The organism is Streptococcus wuxiensis (assembly GCF_040888245.1).
GTDB classification, from domain to species: domain Bacteria; phylum Bacillota; class Bacilli; order Lactobacillales; family Streptococcaceae; genus Streptococcus; species Streptococcus wuxiensis.
In genome coordinates, this window is record NZ_JBFNFE010000001.1 from 397,153 (window position 1) to 416,723 (window position 19,571).

The 19,571-nt window shown below is 36.0% G+C and carries 25 protein-coding genes; 5 read left to right on the top strand and 20 right to left on the bottom strand.

Annotated elements, in window-relative coordinates:
- Window positions 1-165: 165 nt before the first annotated feature.
- The gene (locus tag AB2B47_RS01920; protein WP_320693490.1) at window positions 166-1,185 is read left to right on the top strand and encodes a hypothetical protein; all 1,020 of its coding nucleotides are present in this window, start codon (window positions 166-168) and stop codon (window positions 1,183-1,185) included.
- Between the two features lie 61 nt (window positions 1,186-1,246).
- Here AB2B47_RS01920 and AB2B47_RS01925 read toward each other — a convergent pair whose 3' ends face one another.
- The 13 genes from AB2B47_RS01925 to AB2B47_RS01985 form a co-directional block, all read right to left on the bottom strand.
- Window positions 1,247-1,558, bottom strand: a complete 312-nt coding sequence (locus tag AB2B47_RS01925; protein ID WP_320693491.1) for a hypothetical protein — start codon at window positions 1,556-1,558, stop codon at window positions 1,247-1,249.
- Window positions 1,559-1,562: 4 nt separating this feature from the next.
- The gene (locus AB2B47_RS01930) at window positions 1,563-1,745 is read right to left on the bottom strand and encodes a hypothetical protein (RefSeq protein WP_006151907.1); all 183 of its coding nucleotides are present in this window, start codon (window positions 1,743-1,745) and stop codon (window positions 1,563-1,565) included.
- A gap of 13 nt (window positions 1,746-1,758) precedes the next feature.
- Complete coding sequence (locus tag AB2B47_RS01935; protein WP_006151692.1) at window positions 1,759-2,643, bottom strand: DUF4300 family protein; 885 nt, start codon at window positions 2,641-2,643, stop codon at window positions 1,759-1,761.
- A 240-nt stretch (window positions 2,644-2,883) separates the two neighbouring features.
- On the bottom strand, window positions 2,884-3,402 hold the full coding sequence (locus AB2B47_RS01940; RefSeq protein ID WP_414170397.1) for an RDD family protein: 519 nt from the start codon (window positions 3,400-3,402) through the stop codon (window positions 2,884-2,886).
- Between the two features lie 44 nt (window positions 3,403-3,446).
- Window positions 3,447-4,328 carry a diacylglycerol/lipid kinase family protein gene (locus AB2B47_RS01945; RefSeq protein WP_320693493.1) on the bottom strand — a complete coding sequence of 294 codons (882 nt, stop codon included), beginning with the start codon at window positions 4,326-4,328 and terminating at the stop codon, window positions 3,447-3,449.
- A 199-nt stretch (window positions 4,329-4,527) separates the two neighbouring features.
- Window positions 4,528-5,499 carry a DUF6892 domain-containing protein gene (locus tag AB2B47_RS01950; protein WP_320693494.1) on the bottom strand — a complete coding sequence of 324 codons (972 nt, stop codon included), beginning with the start codon at window positions 5,497-5,499 and terminating at the stop codon, window positions 4,528-4,530.
- A 14-nt stretch (window positions 5,500-5,513) separates the two neighbouring features.
- Window positions 5,514-5,660 (bottom strand): hypothetical protein, encoded by a 147-nt coding sequence (locus tag AB2B47_RS01955; protein ID WP_320693495.1) that lies wholly within the window; start codon window positions 5,658-5,660, stop codon window positions 5,514-5,516.
- A gap of 137 nt (window positions 5,661-5,797) precedes the next feature.
- A complete protein-coding gene (locus tag AB2B47_RS01960; RefSeq protein ID WP_320693496.1) occupies window positions 5,798-6,163 on the bottom strand; it encodes a hypothetical protein in 366 nt (121 codons plus the stop codon).
- Between the two features lie 86 nt (window positions 6,164-6,249).
- Complete coding sequence (locus tag AB2B47_RS01965) at window positions 6,250-7,104, bottom strand: ADP-ribosylglycohydrolase family protein (protein ID WP_320693497.1); 855 nt, start codon at window positions 7,102-7,104, stop codon at window positions 6,250-6,252.
- Between the two features lie 33 nt (window positions 7,105-7,137).
- On the bottom strand, window positions 7,138-7,704 hold the full coding sequence (locus AB2B47_RS01970) for a hypothetical protein (protein ID WP_006152313.1): 567 nt from the start codon (window positions 7,702-7,704) through the stop codon (window positions 7,138-7,140).
- A gap of 111 nt (window positions 7,705-7,815) precedes the next feature.
- The gene (locus tag AB2B47_RS01975; RefSeq protein ID WP_006151498.1) at window positions 7,816-8,226 is read right to left on the bottom strand and encodes a DUF7668 domain-containing protein; all 411 of its coding nucleotides are present in this window, start codon (window positions 8,224-8,226) and stop codon (window positions 7,816-7,818) included.
- A gap of 136 nt (window positions 8,227-8,362) precedes the next feature.
- On the bottom strand, window positions 8,363-8,854 hold the full coding sequence (locus AB2B47_RS01980; RefSeq protein WP_320693498.1) for a phosphoribosylanthranilate isomerase: 492 nt from the start codon (window positions 8,852-8,854) through the stop codon (window positions 8,363-8,365).
- A gap of 88 nt (window positions 8,855-8,942) precedes the next feature.
- Window positions 8,943-9,695, bottom strand: coding sequence for a CPBP family intramembrane glutamic endopeptidase (locus AB2B47_RS01985; protein WP_320693499.1), 753 nt, complete (start codon window positions 9,693-9,695; stop codon window positions 8,943-8,945).
- 547 nt (window positions 9,696-10,242) lie between these two features.
- Here AB2B47_RS01985 and AB2B47_RS01990 point away from each other — a divergent pair.
- The 4 genes from AB2B47_RS01990 to AB2B47_RS02005 are packed head-to-tail and all read left to right on the top strand — an operon-like array spanning window position 10,243 to window position 11,487.
- Complete coding sequence (locus tag AB2B47_RS01990) at window positions 10,243-10,488, top strand: hypothetical protein (RefSeq protein ID WP_001813542.1); 246 nt, start codon at window positions 10,243-10,245, stop codon at window positions 10,486-10,488.
- Window positions 10,485-10,820, top strand: coding sequence for a DinB/UmuC family translesion DNA polymerase (locus AB2B47_RS01995; RefSeq protein WP_000806926.1), 336 nt, complete (start codon window positions 10,485-10,487; stop codon window positions 10,818-10,820). The genes AB2B47_RS01990 and AB2B47_RS01995 overlap by 4 nt, the downstream gene beginning before the upstream one ends.
- Before the next feature lie 12 nt (window positions 10,821-10,832).
- Window positions 10,833-11,201 carry a hypothetical protein gene (locus AB2B47_RS02000; protein ID WP_000567222.1) on the top strand — a complete coding sequence of 123 codons (369 nt, stop codon included), beginning with the start codon at window positions 10,833-10,835 and terminating at the stop codon, window positions 11,199-11,201.
- The gene (locus AB2B47_RS02005; protein WP_001072467.1) at window positions 11,188-11,487 is read left to right on the top strand and encodes a DUF5960 family protein; all 300 of its coding nucleotides are present in this window, start codon (window positions 11,188-11,190) and stop codon (window positions 11,485-11,487) included. Before AB2B47_RS02000 ends, AB2B47_RS02005 begins: the two co-directional genes overlap by 14 nt.
- A gap of 117 nt (window positions 11,488-11,604) precedes the next feature.
- On the opposite strand, the gene msr(D) is transcribed toward AB2B47_RS02005, so the two are convergent.
- The 7 genes from msr(D) to AB2B47_RS02040 all read right to left on the bottom strand — a co-directional run bounded on the left by msr(D) (window position 11,605) and on the right by AB2B47_RS02040 (window position 19,569).
- Window positions 11,605-13,068: an ABC-F type ribosomal protection protein Msr(D) gene (gene msr(D), locus AB2B47_RS02010; RefSeq protein WP_014636305.1), complete on the bottom strand. Its 1,464-nt coding sequence runs from the start codon at window positions 13,066-13,068 to the stop codon at window positions 11,605-11,607.
- Window positions 13,069-13,187: 119 nt separating this feature from the next.
- Window positions 13,188-14,405, bottom strand: coding sequence for a macrolide efflux MFS transporter Mef(A) (gene mef(A) / locus AB2B47_RS02015; protein WP_014636304.1), 1,218 nt, complete (start codon window positions 14,403-14,405; stop codon window positions 13,188-13,190).
- A gap of 386 nt (window positions 14,406-14,791) precedes the next feature.
- On the bottom strand, window positions 14,792-14,962 hold the full coding sequence (locus AB2B47_RS02020) for a hypothetical protein (protein WP_002941306.1): 171 nt from the start codon (window positions 14,960-14,962) through the stop codon (window positions 14,792-14,794).
- 390 nt (window positions 14,963-15,352) lie between these two features.
- Window positions 15,353-16,708, bottom strand: coding sequence for a 23S rRNA (uracil(1939)-C(5))-methyltransferase RlmD (gene rlmD / locus AB2B47_RS02025; RefSeq protein WP_320693500.1), 1,356 nt, complete (start codon window positions 16,706-16,708; stop codon window positions 15,353-15,355).
- A 74-nt stretch (window positions 16,709-16,782) separates the two neighbouring features.
- Entirely contained in the window at window positions 16,783-17,757 is a 975-nt protein-coding gene (locus tag AB2B47_RS02030) for a DUF1002 domain-containing protein (protein ID WP_320693501.1), read from the bottom strand.
- A gap of 235 nt (window positions 17,758-17,992) precedes the next feature.
- Window positions 17,993-18,595: a lysozyme family protein gene (locus tag AB2B47_RS02035; RefSeq protein WP_025170346.1), complete on the bottom strand. Its 603-nt coding sequence runs from the start codon at window positions 18,593-18,595 to the stop codon at window positions 17,993-17,995.
- Complete coding sequence (locus tag AB2B47_RS02040; RefSeq protein ID WP_006148471.1) at window positions 18,595-19,569, bottom strand: nucleoid-associated protein; 975 nt, start codon at window positions 19,567-19,569, stop codon at window positions 18,595-18,597. Before AB2B47_RS02040 ends, AB2B47_RS02035 begins: the two co-directional genes overlap by 1 nt.
- Between the last annotated feature and the right edge of the window lie 2 nt (window positions 19,570-19,571).

Below are 19,571 nucleotides of genomic sequence, written 5' to 3' on the forward strand. Positions count from 1 at the left end.
GGGGCAGCCTTCTATCAGCACAATCGGTAAAGCTTAAATGGCAATGATTCTCATCTTTTTATCTTTAAGGAAACTGCTGATATTTCTAGCTCTATTTCCCTAGAAAGTGCTATAATGGAGCTAACTAAATTGTTCTCTAGCAATTGAAAAACGGGGGAAGTAGTCATGCTCACCACTATTGTTTTAGGATTTTATACTCTTTTCTTTCTATCCTTGTGCTTTACTATCTATCTCTATATTAGACTTGTAGTTGCGGTTAAAAAAGGCAAAGACATTCCCAAATGGATTTATAAACTTGGCCATGCTATTCAAGGAAGAATTCACGTTGACTATGAAGAAATCACTGATGCTAATGCCCTTAAAGAGATTCATTGGTTCTTGCTAAGCTATTTAATCGTAAATCTACTCGTATTGGCTGTCTTCTACTATCATGGTAATAGCTTTCCTCAAGCCATTTATGAATGTTTGAAAAAACAATTTTTTATCGTAATTGTTAGTATGGTTTTAAAAAGTATTGGCAAATTTGTTGTACTGGCTATAAGAAAAAACTTTCAAAACAGTCATGTCTATGCATCAACCAACGCTTTTATCGGGACAGCTTTTTTAACGAGTTATGTATTTATGTTTTGCATGATGATGAGTGGTCTTCCGGCTCAACCTGTTCCAGTAACTATTCAAGATACCACTGTCATTATCGGTGAGAGCAAGGCTTCCGAGCTTTTGGACCAAGGCTTTAGCTTCGAAGATAAAAGTCCAGAGAGTCCCATCACCAATCCCAAAAACGACCACTTCTACTACGGTCAGCTTCTCGAAGTCAAGCGAGATAATCAGTCCTACGGCTTTATGAGCCTTACTCCCACAGGTAAAGATACTGATCAGCTCAAAAACTGCGTCATCACCTATTACAGAACACCTAAGGATAGCAAGCAACTAGAAGAAATTTCCATCAATCATGTCAAGCTAGCAAATCTCAAGCTCCAAGATTTTCAAACACGAAAATTAATCGATATCTTTGAAGTCAATCCAGCTGATTATAATGTCTCTGATAAAGATACCAACTTTATCCTAACCATCCAAACAGCAGATTACGACCTCTGGAAAAGATACCGTATTGAATCCAAGTTCAATTCAGATGGTTCGATTGATAGCTATGGAGTCAGAGCCCAGCATAGCATGTGGGAATGATGGAGTGTTAGCTTTAGTCATTAGTAAGCATATAATCAAATAGATGAGCGTTTAGGCGCTCCTACTTGATTTTATGCTTATTCATTTTTTCTTGGAAAATATCTATAAGAATTTGGCGTAATTCTTGAGCTTCTTTTTCTGGAAGTTGACCTTCTTGTTCAGCAACAGCGTACAATTCCGGATATTCAAATGAAATTCTCTTAATCGTACGTGTAATCGCATGTTTCCTAACAAAAAACGGGATACGCTTAATGTATTCTTGAGGGATTAGCGCGATAATCTTATCGGTTGTTCCCTTATCGCTCAGTTTAGAGAAAGTTAATCCCTTTTTAATCATTTCTTGTTCTTGTTTCGTAAAATCTTGTAATTCCATATGTCTACTCCTCATCTTCACTGACTTCCCAAATCTCAGCTTGGTAAGGTTCTCCATCACTATCGTATTTATTGATATACCCAATAAATCGTTCATTTTTTCTTGGGCTCTGCTGGTTTCCTTTGATAACCCAAACAGCCCATACCCCTATCAGAAATAAGACTATCAGTCCAAACAATGCATCCATAATGTCTACTCCCTTAAAATTGAACCCACTTATCATTATCCATAATAAATGGCTTCGCTAAACCTTCGCCTGTATAGTTTTCGTATTTTGTATCTAGATATTTGTAACAATCTTCCTTGGTCGCAAATTTGATGGCTTGATAAGGCTCCTCAAAGGTTAACTTTTCAACAAAGAGATAGCCGTCCTCGCTCGGCACCAGGATCCCGACATGGCCAATAAAGAGGGATTGCCCATCCAAGTCATCATGGACTACTACGGAGAGCATTCTTGCATTTTCATTAAACTTGAATTTTGAAAGGAATTGTTCCATCTTTGCAGCATGAACCTTCACATCTGTCGTTGCTTCGGTCTTGACTCTTGAAAATAAAATATCAAAAGCATCCTTGTCTTCCGCACCAAAAACTTTTCCTTTATTAATGGCATCATTATCGACAAACAAGAGAGAATCATCTTTCTCTAACTTAGGGATTTCGATAGAATTTTTCAATAAACAATAACTGTTAATACGGCAGTTGGTACCAACAAAATCACCTTTTTTGGGTGTCCATAGATTGCTTATCTTTTCAACATCATAGTTTGTTTTGGTAAATGTAGAAAAATCCCCAGTTAAGCCTACTGAACCAACAGTGGCGTTATAATCATTTACTAGGTTGAAAAATGCATCAACACTTTCTTTATCCAAATGTGCAGCCAAGGCTTTTCGAACTTCTTCTACACTTTCTTTGCTATTGAGATTGCTATAGGTTCCTTTGTAGTTCTCTTTATTTGTCTTATCCTGCTGAATAGTTGTTTTATCCTGTTTTTCCATGGTTTGGTTTTGGCTTGTACCACAGGCAACTAAAGTAAAGATGGCTAAAGCACAGCTGCTTACTAGAATTAATTTCTTAGAAACTTTCATAAAACGCTTCCTTCTCTTTTTTCTTGTATACTTTTAAAAACTGAATCATGATTTTGTTATCTGATAGTGTATGGTAAATTGATTTATTTTTTATGTTGAGTCCTCTCTCCTATATTATAGTTCAAATTAATGACAACTCCAAGCATTTTTTGCTGAATGTAAAAGATTTTAATCTATAAAAAAGGAAGCTGGCACACAGCTAGCTCCCTAATAACTGAAATATCTACAAAATATTTAATTTTAGCCAGCTTTTAGCTGGACTTGCGTATGGGCTAACAGATCACCTAGATGCCTCTTATCTTTCCTGAAAACCATCATTGCTAGTAAGGCAACTGCGAGAAGAGTAGCAAAAAACGAGAGGATAATAGATAATAAATCAAACTCACTATAGAAACCATGAATTGTGCCCATATGACCTATTTGCCAAGGTAAAAATTTAATGGTGTTTCTAATCAAGCTAGCTTGCACTGTTTTTTTCTTGTAGATCAATTGGAGTCCTGCTTTCGCCTTCCCAAAACTGCCATTTTTTGTATAATCTAAGAATGTGAAAAGGAGTGTGATTGGCAAAACAGAGGTGAAAAATACAAGACACTGCGACTGAATTTCTGTAAACTCTGGGATGCCATTAAAAAAAATAATGTAAATAAACATAGAACCTAAAAACAGAAGCACTAAATAAGCTAGAATGAAAAGATAATCAAATAGTAATTCAATCATTCTTTTTTTAAATGAAATAGGATTAATTGCTAAAATCTTCATTACCATCGCCTCCTATATTATCAACTATTCTTTCCAAAAATTTATTATTCTTTCGGTTGAGAATAGACTTCGATATGCTGACCTAGTACCTTGATTTCTACTGGAAGGTCATCCGATTTGTCGCCGTCAACATCCGTTTCTAATGCAGCATCTGAAGAAATTTTTATATGACGGGCTTTGATATACTCGATATTCTCATTCACGACAACATCACCTTTTAATAAATCAGGGATAATTGACAATTTAGTGAGGATTGAGGCATCTTTTAGAATCAAAATATTTGCATAACCATCCTTGTCTTCGTCAAAGATTTTTTTGTCAGCGAAATAATTAGTAAGGAGAACCAAGACATGACTGGCCGGGCCAATATAATTTCCATTTTCTGTTTCAACTCTAATGTTAAATGCTTGATCTGTAACGACAGATTTCATGGTATTAATGGCATAGGCGAGCATACCAAACTTTGTTTTATCTTCTATCCCAACGTTGTGGATAGCTTCTGGCAGTGAACCAATACTAAAAATGTATCCGAAATAGTGCCCATTTGATTTTCCGATATCAATCTTATTGGTAGAATTGAAATCGAGTTCGTCAATGGCACCATCAATATCTTGATTAATTTCTAATAGTTTGGTGATAAGATTTCCAGTTCCTCCTGGGATAATCGCAAGTTTAGGAATGTAGTCTTTTTCCGCGATACCAGAGATTACTTCATTGACAGTCCCATCACCACCAAAAACAAGAACAGCATCATAGTGCTCACGAGAAGCTTCTTCAGCAAAGTTTGTGGCGTCTTGCGCTTTCTCCGTAATTTTAATTTCCACATCTTCAAAATAATCTCTAGCTTTATTCTCCAGTTTCACCTTATAATCCAAAGCTTTTTCGCCACCAGAGGTTGGATTGATGATTACCATAATTTTTTTCATTTATAATTCTCCTTAAAGATATCGCAAAAATTCTAGTAACTGATTATAACATTTGTACTATTGAAACTCCATCTATAAGCTTGGAGGAGTAAATACAATAACTTACTAAAAAGAGCAGATCTAAAATAGCTATTTTCTAAACGTCATCCTTTGACACTCCCTCTTGAGAGAACTTATTAAATCTAGTTAAAAAGGACGTTTATAGTAGTTCTACTTTTATTCCTTGACTCTTAAAAATATCCTCAACTTGTTCAAAATTACTAGTCATAATTGTCGCTTTCTTCAGATTTGGAAACTGTTGCAATTCTTTAAGACTAACTTCATTTAGATCGAAACTATCATCTTCACCGTCCCACTGAGGTATCAGATTCATATAAATCTCGTTACCTCCATCCATATCGATTTCTTGAACTTGTTCAGCATATTTCTTAGGTATAGGAAGATTTATCATATAATCCAGTGCTGGCTGAATAATCTCCATACTTTCTGTGTCGATGTTCAACTCACTGGCTTCCTCTGCAAAATCAAAAATATTAAAAACAGGTTTCAAAACTTCTAAATCATACATTAAAACCTGGATAACGGCTAGTTTAAAAGTTATATTGTCAAAGTGAAGCACTTCTTCATCAGTTGTTTTTAACTTGTAGCTTTCCCGTTCACGTTTTATCTCTGGAAAATAAGAAATCGAAAGTGTGTCTGTGATTATTTCTGTAATTTCTTTAAAATTAGATCCATAAGGAGTCCATAAAATAAGGTTAAAATCCCCTACTCTATGCCTATCAGAAAAGAAATAAGGCGATTTTCCATCTGTTAATACCACAGCTTGACATGGTTGCTTTGGCAATTCTTTCTCTCCAGTCATAGATTTTACAACATCGCCATAGTAGAGGAAAACAGTAGAAATCAAATGTTCCTCATCAATGTATGTTTTAGATTTTTTTAAATGATTTTTAATCGAGAAAGAATGTTCAAATACAATACCAATATTGTCATAAATGTATTTAATAAACTTATTATCTCTTTTGACAACCTGGTCAGGCTTCCCCAATACAGCTTCAATATCTTTCAAGGACAAAGGAAAAGATAAGCTGGTTCCGTTAATAATCATTGAATTGTTGTGGAGATTGATTTCAAGTTTTTTGTGTGTTGTTTTCTTAAAAAAATTAAACATATTACTACCTATTCTTAAGTTTCTTCCAGATAAATTTTGAACGCTTGGTATTCCTGCTCTTTACCATAGGCAAATACCGCTGAGGGTGGAATGCACACATCATAATCCAAGATTTTTTCACCACCAGATGTTGGATTAATAATCACCATTATTTTATTCATATCCCATTCTCTTTAAAGATATGGCAAAAATTCTAGTAACTGACTGTATCATTTATGCTATTGAAACTCCATCTATAAGTTTGCAGGGTCACATTCAATAACTCATTAAAAAGATTGGAGCGACAATAGTTTAACTCCTACACATCTTTCTTTGATAAACTCACATAGTCTGTCAGGTACAAAACTCCTGAAACTAAAGCTAATATACTAGAAAAATAGGAAAAAAAGGGAACAAATCCTAGAATGGATGCAGTAAACAGAAACTGATAGGTTTTCTTGTTGACTTTTGAGTTCTCATCATGGAGAAAAAATGCCAGAAAAGCCAAAATTAGCAATATAAAACAGGTGAAATAGACCATATTTCTCAAATCAGGAACTTCAACAAACCGAGAGATTAAATAGAAAATTTTTCCCCCCTCTTTATCAGAAGAGGCATAAACTATCACATAAAATCCAATGATGGCACTGATTCCGTTTATGAGTAATAATTTTTTTGATTTCATAAAATCCTTTTCTTATTGATTAAAACCTTTTTCTCTATTTAACCTATTAAAAAATCCCATTGAGAAATCCTTTCTCACTGTGCATTTTAGTCTACTGAGATGTACTTATCCCACCTTCTTAGCACGTCTTTTAAAGGCTCATCTAGATAAGTATAAGCCTTTTCCTTAATCCAATCAGGAATTCCATAAGCTGCTTCTGCTATACTACCTGTAATTGCAGCAAGAGTATCACTATCCCCCCCAAGTGAAATCGCATTTCTAATCGCATCTTCAAAATCTGTACTTTCAAGAAATGCAATGATCGCCTGAGGAACTGTATCCTGACAGGTTTCATTGAACCGATAGTTAGGACGAATTTCATCTAGTGATTGAGAAAGGTTATACACATACTCCTTCTCTATGTACTCTTTGATGCGTCTCTTACACTCTATAGGGTTATCATTGATTGGTTGCCCATACTCCCTACAGTGACCTCCAAAGTAAAAGCGACACAGAAAGATAGCATCAGCGGTTGCCATAGCTCCCTTGATACCTTCTGGGTGGTTATGAGTCACCTCTGCAGAGCGATGCACAAGATCTCTACTAGAAGGCAAAGCTCCTGTTCTGGCACAGAAGCCACAATCCATGACCCAGGCACAAGGAGAAACACGCATGGCGGAACCATTGCCAAAGCTATTATATGGCTCACGGTTATCACTCCTAATCCAAGCATCAAATCTAGCACCGTAATCAGCATCCGGATACATCCTACCATACTTCTTCATGGCATCGATAAAGTCATCCTTTTCACCGCCATTCATAATTGCTTCTGCAACGGCACAGGTCATAACTGTATCATCTGTGAAAAAACAATCATCACGATATAATGGAAAGTCTTTCGTTTTAATGTTGTCCCATTCATAAATAGAACCAACAATATCACCAACTATTGCTCCTAGCATCAGATTCCTCCTTGTACAGTATTCTTCTATTCCTTACATCAAGCCTTCCAGCTCTTCTTCAACATATCCCTCTACATCTTCAATCTCTGCAAATAGCGGATCTAAGTGGCATAAGAAGTGCCAATCTTCGGTGCCGCGTTTTCTGTAGAGAATTGCTTCGCCGTCTTCACTTCCGAAAAAGCTTCTATCGACTTCATATCCTTTGTTTTCTAGGAAAGCTTTTGCCTTACGGAAGTTTGCTTCTCTGACTTCGACATAAGCTTTCGCTTCATCGTTGTTAACGACATACGCATCTACTTTTGTAGTGCCTTCGATTACTTTATCGTTTTTAAGGGACAGATTCGAAATTTCTTTCCAAATAATATCCACATTTTCTTCAGGATTAAACGAAAATCTAGATAAAGGAACAATATTTCTATTGAAGACAATTTCCATATAATCCGGCAAGTGTTTAGGATTAACATACTCTACTTCAAAACCATCTTCTGTTTCTAAAGTATATCCAGGGATTTGAGCTACAAATTCTCGTCCTTCTTCTAAAGTCTCAAATAAGACTAAATCCTTTGAATAATTGTTTTGGTACAATTCTAATAGATACATCATTAATCCTTCCAATATTTGAAAAACCAACCAAGATTTAAGCAACTTACAATTTAATTATCTATCCTTAGTCTACATATATATTACATAACGAAGATATTTAACTATAGTTTATCCAGGATCTACATCTATAGAAGTTATATTGTAACCATCCTCTTGGTATAAAAATTCTAATTTTAGGGTTAAATCTACTAATTCAGAATTAGAGGTCATCTGATATTCAACAGCAAAACCAGTTTGATCATTAAATTCATAAACTTGTAGTTGAGAATACTCATAATTCGGATGAAAATTACATTCTACACCATATTCATCAATTTTATCAAAATCATTTAATTGTAATGAATCGTGAATATATTCTAGTAACTCTCTTACATCATCAACTTCTGAACCATCAACACAATCCATAATCTCACTATAGTTATTTAGATGAATTGCTCTTAAAATCTTTTTAAGTACTTCAATTACTTTTTCTTCATTTTGGCATTTTTCTTTGTACTTAAAATCATCGAATATTCCCATGATAATACTTCCTATTCTAGAAATTAAAATATTTTTTCCTTACTAATTCTATTACTATCCAATATCGTATAAATCAAATAACCAATAAAAATAACATAGCAGCCAGTCTTACAACTTACTACTTTCATATGATAATTTACAAATGTCTTTCCAGCCACTCGATTTTTTTAAAATCATTGTTGTTATTGTGATCATTTCGATATGAGTCTTGAGAAGAAGCTTTGTAAATACTTAGATACTGCTCCAGACTTGGAAGACGAAAAGTGATGCCTTCAATGTGAATAAGCTCTATATCCGATTCCGAAACTCCTGCAAAATCAAGTAAGGAATCGATACTTCCAAATTCAACACTCACTCTATCCTTTTGGAATTCATGCTCATGAATATCTATTAAGACGTAGCCTAAGTCTTTCATCACTTTCATTATCTTGTCCCAGTCATAAATTCTGAGATGATCAGGTGCTTCCCAACCTCTAGGGTCACCAGGCACATGAATGTCAATGTCAAACGGCCCCCAATTTTCTTTCGTTCTAAATTCCAATCCCAAAGAACCCATCAGTGTCGGTGTAATTCCGACTCGATTTAAATGGAAACAAATGGTTTTAAATTCTTCAAATAAGAGACTCATGTTTACTCTAAACCTTTCATCTAAATGTTCGTTATTTCTACTTTATTCCCTTGAACAAAATCATCTTCATTTTCTAGAGTATATTCAATTATTTTGGATACAAATTCTTTTCCTTACTAATTCTATTACTCGCCAATATAGTATAAATCAAATAAGCAATAAAAATGATAATAAAAATAAGATTAATTTTTAACACAAAATAGAGATTTAACAAATTTGCGAACGCATGAAATAATATACAGTAACCCACTGATTGGATTTGACGGTAAAGAAGTCCTAAAACAAAACTTAAAAATAATGTATATATAAAAAATAAAATGAAAGGAAATCCTTGATGACTTTCTCCAACTATAAACCATAAAGGCAGATGCCAAATTCCCCAGATTGAACCTACAATCAAATTAGATTGCCAATATGTATATTTTTTATCAAGTAATGGTTGTAATATTCCTCTCCATCCTAATTCTTCATGTCCACCACCAAAAAAAATTAATTGAATAAAGAATAGTGGCATTAGATAAATGGATACTCCATTTAATTCTAAGGAAGATACAGAAAATAGTATCAAAATTGCTAACAAATGAATAATGAAATAAATACTACTATTTTTTCTTTTATTAAATACAAAATGTTTAAATTTTATATTATTCCTTTTCAAATAAAAGCCACTTGCAATAGCCGGACCAAGTGCACCTACTATATGTAATGTTCTCCCAATAAATGTTTCTAATCCCAAAATATGAGATTGAGTAAAGATGGCAAGAATCCCCCAAGCTATATAAGTAATTCCAAATGTACAATAAAGATAATTTTCTAAATTCCTTTTATCAATTTCTGTCATTTTATCGCCCTTATCTTGATTCTTTTTATGAATAATATTTTTACTGCTTCTTAGTTGCTGTCGATTATAACTACCTATATTCTATCACAAAAATGCAAAAAAAGCCTTACAATCAAGGCTTTTCATTATTAATTCATACCAAGCTTTCTAGGCTTTTACGAGCAGAGCAACACACTCGGCGGTTCGCTGTTGCCGTATCGTTTCGTCGTAAACTCCTTACTCTACGACAGCTATCGCATGGGCGGAACATCTCCTTCTACTACGCTGATGCCTCAGCTCGTACAAGCAGTGATACCGCCTCAACATGTGCTGAGAGCTTTCTTCTATACTAATAGACGAAAGGGTGTGAAAATGATTTTTAAATGATACTGTGGAACGGAACAGTAGCCCTAGTATTGACTACTGTCGTTTCTATTCATATTGGCTATTCTAGGACTGAGATGAAAAAATCTATAAATGCTCAGAATAAAATTGAACCCGCAAATCTCCCCAAAACAATGGTGAGTCATGTACTTGTATTATTCCGAAAAAATACACCTCTGGTGCAGTGAGACAAATTGGTGTATCTTATAGTGGCTTCGTAGATGAAAGCTATACTCTACTATCACTCTTTGATGATGTAGAACAAATTGAAAAAGATAATAGACTTCAGACAGCTATTGATGTTGTCAGAGAACAGTTTGGTTTTTTAGCCATACAAAAAGGAACCGTCCTAACTGAAGGTTCCAGAAATATTGAACGCAGTAAACTTATCGGTGGTCATTCCGCGGGTGGATTGGAGGGATTAAAATGAAACAAGAAAAAAATACAGTACAATTTTCAGAAATCCGTAGCAAAGGATGTAATGATATTGAAATGCTTGAAAGATTTTTACATGGAATCGTTGAAACAGCAACTTCAAAACTTCGTCAGAGAAAACTCAAAACAACTGAAATATCGATACGACTAGTACATGCTAAATCTGAAAACCGATTACCATTGGAATTTACATTTAGCATTAAGCCAACAAGCTCATCTGTGATAATCTATACTGAGGTAATCAATCGCTTTAAAGAATGTTACACAGGTGGGGGAATTCAAGGTTTTACGATTCAATTTGATAAAAATACCCTTGCCTCTGCATAGAAAGGATTTGATATGATTGACCGTTCATATTTACCATTTCAATCAGCAAGAGAGTACCAGGATACAAAGATGCAAAAATGGATGGGCTTTTTCCTATCTGAACATGCATCAGCACTCTCTGATGATACAAACAAAGTAACGTACATGTCTGACTTATCACTAGAGAAGAAATTATTACTCCTCAGTCAAGTATACGCCGGGCAGCTACGCACACGCATTCAAGTGATTGAAAAAAACAAGCGTGTTTCCTACACTGGAACAATACCAAGTCTGACCAAAGATTTCATTTTGATAAAAACTACAACAGGTCACATCAATTTGAAATTAAAAGACATTATTAGTATTGAACTTGTCGAGGAGGTGCTCTATGAATCAGCTTGAGTTTCAGCGTAATCACCTACAAATGGACTATTATAGCGAGAGCTACCAAGATTTTGAACGTGACTTCTACCGCTACTCTAACATGAATATTCCATTGACCTTCCTAACTGATGATATCCTAAAAACAATGGCGACTTCACGTAAGAATTACTTTGTCCTCAATAAGGAAAAGTCCAGAGATAACCGCGATCACTTCTTCATATTTGAAGTAAGTACCGTAGATGAGAATCCGCTAATCTATCATTATACATATAAGAAAACTACAATATATTTAGCAGAAAAATAGGAGCAGTTCAATTGACTGTTCCTATTTTTAATATTCATAAAATCTAAAGTCTTTATACTCTTTAACAATGGAGTCGCCAACCAGAACAGACTATACTGACCAGCGACTACCTTAAATTTAATGTTTCAGATTTATTTTCTTATCTCTAATTTCATAAACTACATCTGCTACATTTTCGAGTAATCGTTTATCGTGGGTGATAAACACGATAGTTCCGGTGTACTCCTTCATTAGTATTTCCAAAGCCTCTAAACTTGGTATGTCAAGGAAGTTACTGGGTTCATCCATTATTAGGATGTTATATCTACCCATGAGCATTTTAGCAAGCAACAATTTTATAATTTCTCCACCGCTTAAAACAGATAAACTTTTTCCAATATCGTTCTGTTTGAACCCCATAGATGCTAGCACTGAACGAATTTCTGATATATTGTAGTCACAATCCTTCTGCATAAACTCCATAACATTCTGATTACTGTTGTACTTGTAACCATTCTGTGCAAAGTAACCTATTTTTGCCTTAGGCGAAATAGAAATTCCTTCTTCATGGTTTAAGATCATTTGGATTAAAGTTGTTTTTCCGATTCCATTACCACCAGTTAACGCCACTTTTGCTCCTAACGGAATTTGAAAAGATGCATTTTCAAAAAGAGCCTTATCCCCAAATACTTTATTAATTTCTGCACCGACTATAGGGTATGGATTATGGAGCTCCAATGCTTTACTTTGCCTGAAACGAATTCTGCGAATGCCTTCCGGAGCTTCTACTTTTCCTAAGGCCGCAATCCTGTGCTCTAGGGTTTTAGCAGCATTATACATCTTTTTTTCCTTACTTCCTATTGATTTTTGATGAGCTAAACGCCCTCCGCCTTCAGTACTTTTTTTCTTTGAAGAACCTTTTGCCTTCTGTTCTATTTTACGAGCCTGTTTTCGCTTTTCCTCCGCAGCCCTTTCCAATCGAGCACGTTCCGCAATAAATTGTTCGTATTCTGCAGCTTGTCTCTTACGTTCTTCCTCTTTCTGACGAAGATAATCAGAATAGTTTCCCCAATACTCAGTGATTTTGCCATCTTTCAGTTCCCATATTTTATCTACTATTTCATCAAGAAAATAGCGGTCATGGCTAATAACTAACAGTGCACCTGTAAAATATTTTAGCTGTCCTATTAGAAAATCAATTCCTTCACGGTCTAAATGGCTCGTAGGTTCATCCGCTAAAATACCATGAACCTGTGCCGATAAGGCCTGTGCTATTTTAAGCCTTGTTTCTTCACCACCGCTCATGGTCTGTATATTTAATTGCTCAACACCTAGCTTGCCTACAAGCGCAAAATCTTTTTCCTCCTGCAGAGTTACTTCGTCCAACTGGGGAATATAGGCAAGTTCACCCAGATGATTCATTTTACATCCTGGGGGAATTAATTCTCCTAAAAGTACCTTGAATAAAGTGCTTTTTCCTGCACCATTTGCTCCTACTAAACCAATACGGTCATAATCATATACTTCTAATTCATTTATATCTAAAACATCGTGTCCTTTGAATTCCACACGAATGTCTTTTGCTTTTAATATTAATTCCATAACATTTCCTCCTGTCTATAATCGCATGCTTTCATTTGCTTGTACGCAGGAAAAACCCTGCGATTTTAGCAGGAAGAATTACATGAAAATAAGATACATAAATATCCCTCCAATATTGTTTATTTTAAATCTAATTTTCTAATCTCATTTATCATTGGGCAAACTATTGCAATGCAAATAATTAAAATACCTGATAGTAAAAACCAATGATTTACACCGATTCTATCAGCAAAGAGTGCAGAAAGAATTAACCCAATTGGCATAGCAAGTGACATGATACTTCCGGTCAAAGAAAATACACGTCCTAAATATTCAGGCTTAATTTTCTCCTGAAAAAGAGCTGTTTGCACACCGCTATAAAATGGCACCGAAAGCCCCATTATTGCACAGCAAACTACGAATATTACAAATCCATTTGGAGGAAGTATTCCCGAAACGGCTAAACTGGTCCCCATTATAAAAAATGAACTTGTTATTAGTAATACATGCTTTTCGAAGCCCCCTAATCTTCCTAATAATAAGCCTCCTGCTAGCATCCCAAATGCAAAGGAAATTTCCGTAATAGAAATATGCACAGGCGTTCCATTAAAGTGTTCCATGCTTATTAAAGGAAATAGTGCATTGATTGGCATATAAACAAAAGTATATAGTGTTCCTAAGAGTAATAAGGCAAACAATCCTTTGTTTTGTCTCAGAACCACAACTCCTTCTTTCATCTCTCTTATGAAATTTGGTTCTAAACTTTGCACTTGATTACCCAGCTTAGGTATACGTACAATTGCTACCGTAATAGATGCAATCACAGCACCCAATACATCGATGGCAATAATAGCATTTAGTTCCCAAACGGAGTATAAGAGTGCTGCAACCGCCGGACTAACAATATAGCTTATAGACTGCAAAGACTGACTATAGCCTGCACATTTCGTAAGCTGTTCTTCTGGTACTAAAAGTGGCGTAACCGCATTGAGAGCCGGGGTGTGAAAAGCTGTTCCAATGCTACGGATAAACAATACTATCATAACCATCCAGACAGGTAGCTCCATATAGAATGCAACAATAGTAAGCACCGAACCAGCTGCTGCGATAATTAAATCAGCACCAATCATTATCTTCTTCCTATCATGACGATCCACTAGCACACCAATTGCAGGTCCAAAGACCGCATAGGGTAAAAAACCTAATAGTGAAGCCATAGACAAGACCATCGCGGATCCAGTTTTTTCTGTAAGGTAAAAAATAATCGCCATTTGCAAGATGGCACTAGTGATTAATGATACTGCTTGCCCTGCCCATATTGTATAAAACTTAAGTTTCCAATTGTTGTATTTTTCCATTTATATTATCTCCTGCATATTATTTTGCTTAAATTTCTATTTTGAATAGCATTATAGGCAATAAAAAAATGCAGGCCTAAATCCACAATGTGGCTTTTGGTCTGCATACATACAATTTGGAAACATTCATATTAAAGACATAGTTAAATAAAGGTATAGTTAAATAACCAATATCCTCACCGTAACTAATGAATGCTCAATATCGTATAAATAAGCACAACAAAAAAGCCTATCATCGGGTATAGATTCTGCTTTTCTTATTGCCAGCTTATCTTAAACGCATTGAGGCTGTCATAGTTTCGGTTCCTCCTACATCTTTGTTTATATCAATTTATAGTATAACACAACAAGATGATATGTTCAATATAAAAGTTATGGAATGAGTCTCATACTTCCAATTCGATGCCAGATTTAAAGGATATGACGAAGTGTTCTTCATAGACTGTAACGCTCTGGATTATCTTCCTTAGTAGCAAGCGATTAGCTTTCACAAAATCTTCTGTTTGTAGTTTTAAAAATTCATCAGGATTTTCTAACTCAACCTCAAAATATTTCATTTTACATTCCCTCATTTCATTTATTGATAAATTGAGTTTACAAAAAAGAGTGGACAATTTTTGTCTACTCTTAACCTTTAAAATAGTTTTTTTTAATCGATTTGAAGTTGCCTAAATTATTACTTATTCGGTAAAATGAAGTATTGCTTTCAACAGATTTCCTTCAACTACACTTCACTTGATTCAAACAAGGTGGGTACATTTCTATTCCCACAAACTCCTTGTCAATGGAAACAAACACGTACCCACAGGGTAAATGGAAATAGAAACTGATAATTTCTAGCTATCACTTCTACTCATTCCAAAAATTTTCTCACTCTGATACTTACCCACCATAAAGCAAAAAGCCTTGCAATCAAGGCTTTCATTATCCCTTTCGTTCAAAGGTTTCTAAGCTTTTACAAGCAGAGCAACACACTCGATGTGGTGCGTTTGCGGAAAAAGATCCACCGGCTGGACTTTCTTCAATTCGTAGCCCAACTCTTGATAGAGTTTGATATCCCGCGCCATGGTGGCGACATTACAGGAGATATAGGCGATGCGATCAGCTCCTGTTTGGGCACTTGCTTTTATAAAGCTTTCAGTCAAGCCCTTACGTGGTGGGTCGACTAGGATGGCAGTTGGTTGGATGCCTTCTTTGAGCCAATTTTTCATAGCATTTTCTGCAGTAGCACAGACATAGTGGGCATTGGTGATGCCATTTATACTAGCATTCTTCTGGCTATTTTCTACTGCTTCTGGGATAACTTCCACCCCGTAGACTTCCTTGACATGCTTAGCGACAGATAATCCAATAGTTCCGATTCCTGAGTAGGCATCGATGACCACATCATCTTCACTCAACCCCGCAAAATCAATAGCTGTCTGATAAAGCTTCTCAGCCATTTCTGTATTGACCTGGTAAAAGGCTGGTCCAGAGATTTGGAAGCTATTGCCCAGCATTTGGTCCGTAATGTAATCTTGACCATATAGCGTACGCCATTCTTTTCCAAAAATGGCATTGGTATTCTGGTCGTTGATATTTTGCATGACAGACACAATCTCTGGGAACTGCTTGATGACTTGTTCAATCAACTGTTCAACTCGGAAAATCTTGGGACGAGTGGTTACCAAAATAACCATGATTTGTCCTGAATGATGGCCACGACGCACGACAAGGTTCCGAATCAAGCCAGACTGCTCCTTCTCATCATAAGGCTTGAGATCGAAACGACGAAGCAAATCTCGTAAAGCTACAATAACTTGGTCAATGACTGGATTCTGAATGTAAAAATCTTCAAGTGGCATGAGGTCGTGAGAATTCTTACGGAAAAAACCAGTTTCCAGAACACCGTTAACGCGGCGAACAGGAACCTGTGCCTTGTTACGATACTTAATAGGATTTTCCATACCAAGTGTATCTGCAACCTCTACATCCGTGATTCCTGCAATCTTATAAAGGCTGTCTTTTACTTGCTTGGTTTTAAACTTGAGTTGCTCTGGATAAGCTAGATGTCCCAAGTCAGCAATACCTGAACGTAGGTAAGCCAAGTCTAAGTCTTGGTTACGGTGAGGAGATTGTATCAGGTATTCCTCGACTTTACCAAAGCCAATCTTCTTGTTAACCTTAAGGACACGCATAAGGATTTTCTCAGTCGGAAGAGCATTCTCTACAAAAAAGACCAAGCCGTCTACCTTAGCAACACCTGCTCCTTCATGTGTCAAATCGACAATCTCTACTTCTACAATATCATTTTTCTTTAACATATTTTTCACTTTCTATAAGCCGACAAAAAAAGACGGCAACAACCCTGTTACCATCTATTATACCATGAATTGACCTAAGCACCAAAACTCTTGAAGAAATCAAGGATAGCTTGCCAAATTGAACTGAGGATATTTCCACCGTCTTGAATAGCTTTATTGGCATCAAAGTTTAGGTCGATATTGCTGAAACTATCACCAGCTTGCGCAACGATACTTTGTTTCAAATCTTTTAGGGTCTTTGTAAAGTCTTCGTTATTAAGAATATCACTCTTAGAAAGATTAAAGGCAAAGTTGATGATGACATTGACTTGGTTGCCTGTAACAACTTGATCTAGTTTATAGTTCTTTAAAGTATCTTCAACGATCTTACGAACATCATCTTCTGTAAGTTCACCCTTAGATTCTTTAGCTTTAGCAATAGCAGCCTTGATATCAGCAAGGGCTACATTCAGTTTATTGGCATCATAGCCAGATTTGTCCTTGTTTTCATCATTGATATCTGACAAGGCTTTTAGCTCCTCTTGAGCCAAGTCTTTATTTTCTTGTGGAAGTTTGACCCCATTGGACTCAAGGGAATAGTAAATACCTGCTAGGGCACTTTCACCAGTAACTGGGATTGGTGCCGCAACGGTGATACGCGCGTGCTCCACGCCCAAGGTAACAGCAGCGTTACGATACATATCTTGCGTCACTTTAGTGATATTTTCAGGTGTCTCAATCTTAACCTCAAGTGGAGATTTTTCTCCTAATTTTTGAATTTTTGCTGATGAATAAAGTTGAAGACTTGAATCGTTTGCGACATTCATAATTTTTGAGTAGACTTCTGGTGTCATAGTCTTCAAATCTTTAGTATCTTTTGAAGCATCATAGCCAAGTTTTTTAAGTGTTTGATTTTTTTGATCTTCCGTTAATGAAGAACCCAAGACGTACTCAGGTTGAACATAGGTTTCATCAATTACTTTTTGAACATCAGTAGCTGCCTGGACGCTTTGCAGTGTTGCAACTGCTAAAAGTACTGCAGCGCTAGTCAGAAAGAATTTCTTTCGCATGAGACGTTCCTCCTTTTCTACTCTAGCATATTAAAGTATCCTTAAAGAAAACTTATAAAAGAGAGTGGGACAGAAATCGGTAATTCGTTAGAATTCGAGTTCGTCGTCCCACCTCCGCACAGATGAGTAGGACTGTAAAAGCTGATGAAATCAGCGTAGTAGAGCCCACTCAACCACTGCGTCTTGCTCGACAATCCAAAGACAATTGAGAGGCTAGGTCTTTTATCCCAGCCTCTTAAAATAGATTAAAAATTTTCATAATATAGAGATTTAGCTGAACCTGTCTAGAGTAATAATAGTTTCCCCCATCCACATAAAGTTCTCCACCTTGAAAAATAGAAATGGGATTGATGTAGCGATAGGTTTTCCCTGTTGTATTTCCTAATATAGGTGCAACTGTATCTCTGGAGTATTGCTTAGCTAGTACAAGGGTATTCTTTTTCCCATTCTGGGCGATAAAATCGATATAAGCAGGTCCAAAGTTATAAGCTTGAATGGCTGTCCAGACATCCACTCCTTTTTCTTGAGCTAGATAGAGATTTTCTGTCAAGGTTTGAACCCCTTGCCGAATACTACTTGCATTATCATTTATGGTATCAGTAGAGCCACTAGCAGATTCACTTGACTGCATCACGTCTCCTTCTTTACCCTTAGTTTCTGTATAAATCATGGCGAGCACAAGCTCTTCGTTTGCTGGGGTATCTCTTTCATTCAAGATTTCACGAACCATGGGTTGGTAGGTCATGACTTGTTTGACATCCTGACGAATCAGATAAGCTTTATAACCAGCGAAAAGGAAGACTGCTAGTACCAGCATTCTTCGTATAAGTTTAAACATTATTTATTTTGTATATCCTCGATGTTTTTGATTAAGATAGAATAGGTTCCATTATCGTTTTGAATGAACTCAACTGATTCCGCATCTTGATAGACATTGTTTGGTACGATGAGTTCAATTCCGTTTGACAAGGAAAGTTTCTGATTCTCAAATCTCTTTAACTGACGACTGGCATCAATCTCATCAAACTGTACTGGCTCAGGTACTGCTTCTTTGACCTGGTCAATGAAGCTAAGTCGAGCAGTAAGATTATTGTCAAAAAGATCATTGGCTAATTTTTCTGGAGAAAGCTCATTATTCTCTTCAAGATTATTGAAAATCGCTGATTTTACCTTGGATTGAAATTGAAAATCATCTGTGTTAAAGGTTTCGGCAATCTTTTGAGCCGTTTTTTCTAGTTCCTTAATGGATTTCTTAGGTGAAATCTTTGGTTGTGCTTGAATAAGATTCTCAGAAAAATAGTTTAAAAAGGCTCCATTATACTTGATGCGTTTTTCAATCAAGTGATATTTGCGACTTTGAAGATTAACAACTAGGGCTTCATCTGCTCCAGTTCCAAACCCAGGTAAGTTATTTTGAGTCAGTTTGATTGGATTGTCAACCTCTCCACCCAAGTGTGTCAAGGTTTCGCGTAATGCAATTCGTAGAAAGGCAAAGTGGTCTACTCCCTCTTTTGAAAACTGGACAAAAACCAAGTCATTCGTCTTTTGGTTTTCAGATACAGAGAATTCCTCTTTCCAGAGATTAGCAATTGTCACAGATGTTTCCATTAAATCTTCTGTGATGTGATTGAAAAAAGGATTATCCTCTTCAAAAATACCAGTTTTAGCATCATCCGAATACACACGTTCTACTTTTTTACGCAAGTATTCCTCGATTTTAGGAGTGATATTGAGAAACTTATCCGCCAAGAACAACTCTGTGTCATCAGGACTGAACTGATGGATGATAGCTTTCTTGATATAAATATCCATAA

What these genes read in the sequence shown, in the direction of transcription:
- AB2B47_RS01920 (WP_320693490.1), top strand. Translation starts at nt 166, where the DNA reads ATGCTCACCACTATTGTTTTAGGATTTTATACTCTTTTCTTTCTATCC.
- AB2B47_RS01925 (WP_320693491.1), bottom strand. Translation starts at nt 1,558, where the DNA reads ATGGAATTACAAGATTTTACGAAACAAGAACAAGAAATGATTAAAAAG.
- AB2B47_RS01930 (WP_006151907.1), bottom strand. Translation starts at nt 1,745, where the DNA reads ATGGATGCATTGTTTGGACTGATAGTCTTATTTCTGATAGGGGTATGG.
- AB2B47_RS01935 (WP_006151692.1), bottom strand. Translation starts at nt 2,643, where the DNA reads ATGAAAGTTTCTAAGAAATTAATTCTAGTAAGCAGCTGTGCTTTAGCC.
- AB2B47_RS01940 (WP_414170397.1), bottom strand. Translation starts at nt 3,402, where the DNA reads ATGAAGATTTTAGCAATTAATCCTATTTCATTTAAAAAAAGAATGATT.
- AB2B47_RS01945 (WP_320693493.1), bottom strand. Translation starts at nt 4,328, where the DNA reads ATGAAAAAAATTATGGTAATCATCAATCCAACCTCTGGTGGCGAAAAA.
- AB2B47_RS01950 (WP_320693494.1), bottom strand. Translation starts at nt 5,499, where the DNA reads ATGTTTAATTTTTTTAAGAAAACAACACACAAAAAACTTGAAATCAAT.
- AB2B47_RS01955 (WP_320693495.1), bottom strand. Translation starts at nt 5,660, where the DNA reads ATGAATAAAATAATGGTGATTATTAATCCAACATCTGGTGGTGAAAAA.
- AB2B47_RS01960 (WP_320693496.1), bottom strand. Translation starts at nt 6,163, where the DNA reads ATGAAATCAAAAAAATTATTACTCATAAACGGAATCAGTGCCATCATT.
- AB2B47_RS01965 (WP_320693497.1), bottom strand. Translation starts at nt 7,104, where the DNA reads ATGCTAGGAGCAATAGTTGGTGATATTGTTGGTTCTATTTATGAATGG.
- AB2B47_RS01970 (WP_006152313.1), bottom strand. Translation starts at nt 7,704, where the DNA reads ATGTATCTATTAGAATTGTACCAAAACAATTATTCAAAGGATTTAGTC.
- AB2B47_RS01975 (WP_006151498.1), bottom strand. Translation starts at nt 8,226, where the DNA reads ATGGGAATATTCGATGATTTTAAGTACAAAGAAAAATGCCAAAATGAA.
- AB2B47_RS01980 (WP_320693498.1), bottom strand. Translation starts at nt 8,854, where the DNA reads ATGAGTCTCTTATTTGAAGAATTTAAAACCATTTGTTTCCATTTAAAT.
- AB2B47_RS01985 (WP_320693499.1), bottom strand. Translation starts at nt 9,695, where the DNA reads ATGACAGAAATTGATAAAAGGAATTTAGAAAATTATCTTTATTGTACA.
- AB2B47_RS01995 (WP_000806926.1), top strand. Translation starts at nt 10,485, where the DNA reads ATGAAACAAGAAAAAAATACAGTACAATTTTCAGAAATCCGTAGCAAA.
- AB2B47_RS02000 (WP_000567222.1), top strand. Translation starts at nt 10,833, where the DNA reads ATGATTGACCGTTCATATTTACCATTTCAATCAGCAAGAGAGTACCAG.
- AB2B47_RS02005 (WP_001072467.1), top strand. Translation starts at nt 11,188, where the DNA reads ATGAATCAGCTTGAGTTTCAGCGTAATCACCTACAAATGGACTATTAT.
- AB2B47_RS02020 (WP_002941306.1), bottom strand. Translation starts at nt 14,962, where the DNA reads ATGAAATATTTTGAGGTTGAGTTAGAAAATCCTGATGAATTTTTAAAA.
- rlmD (WP_320693500.1), bottom strand. Translation starts at nt 16,708, where the DNA reads ATGTTAAAGAAAAATGATATTGTAGAAGTAGAGATTGTCGATTTGACA.
- AB2B47_RS02030 (WP_320693501.1), bottom strand. Translation starts at nt 17,757, where the DNA reads ATGCGAAAGAAATTCTTTCTGACTAGCGCTGCAGTACTTTTAGCAGTT.
- AB2B47_RS02035 (WP_025170346.1), bottom strand. Translation starts at nt 18,595, where the DNA reads ATGTTTAAACTTATACGAAGAATGCTGGTACTAGCAGTCTTCCTTTTC.
- AB2B47_RS02040 (WP_006148471.1), bottom strand. Translation starts at nt 19,569, where the DNA reads ATGGATATTTATATCAAGAAAGCTATCATCCATCAGTTCAGTCCTGAT.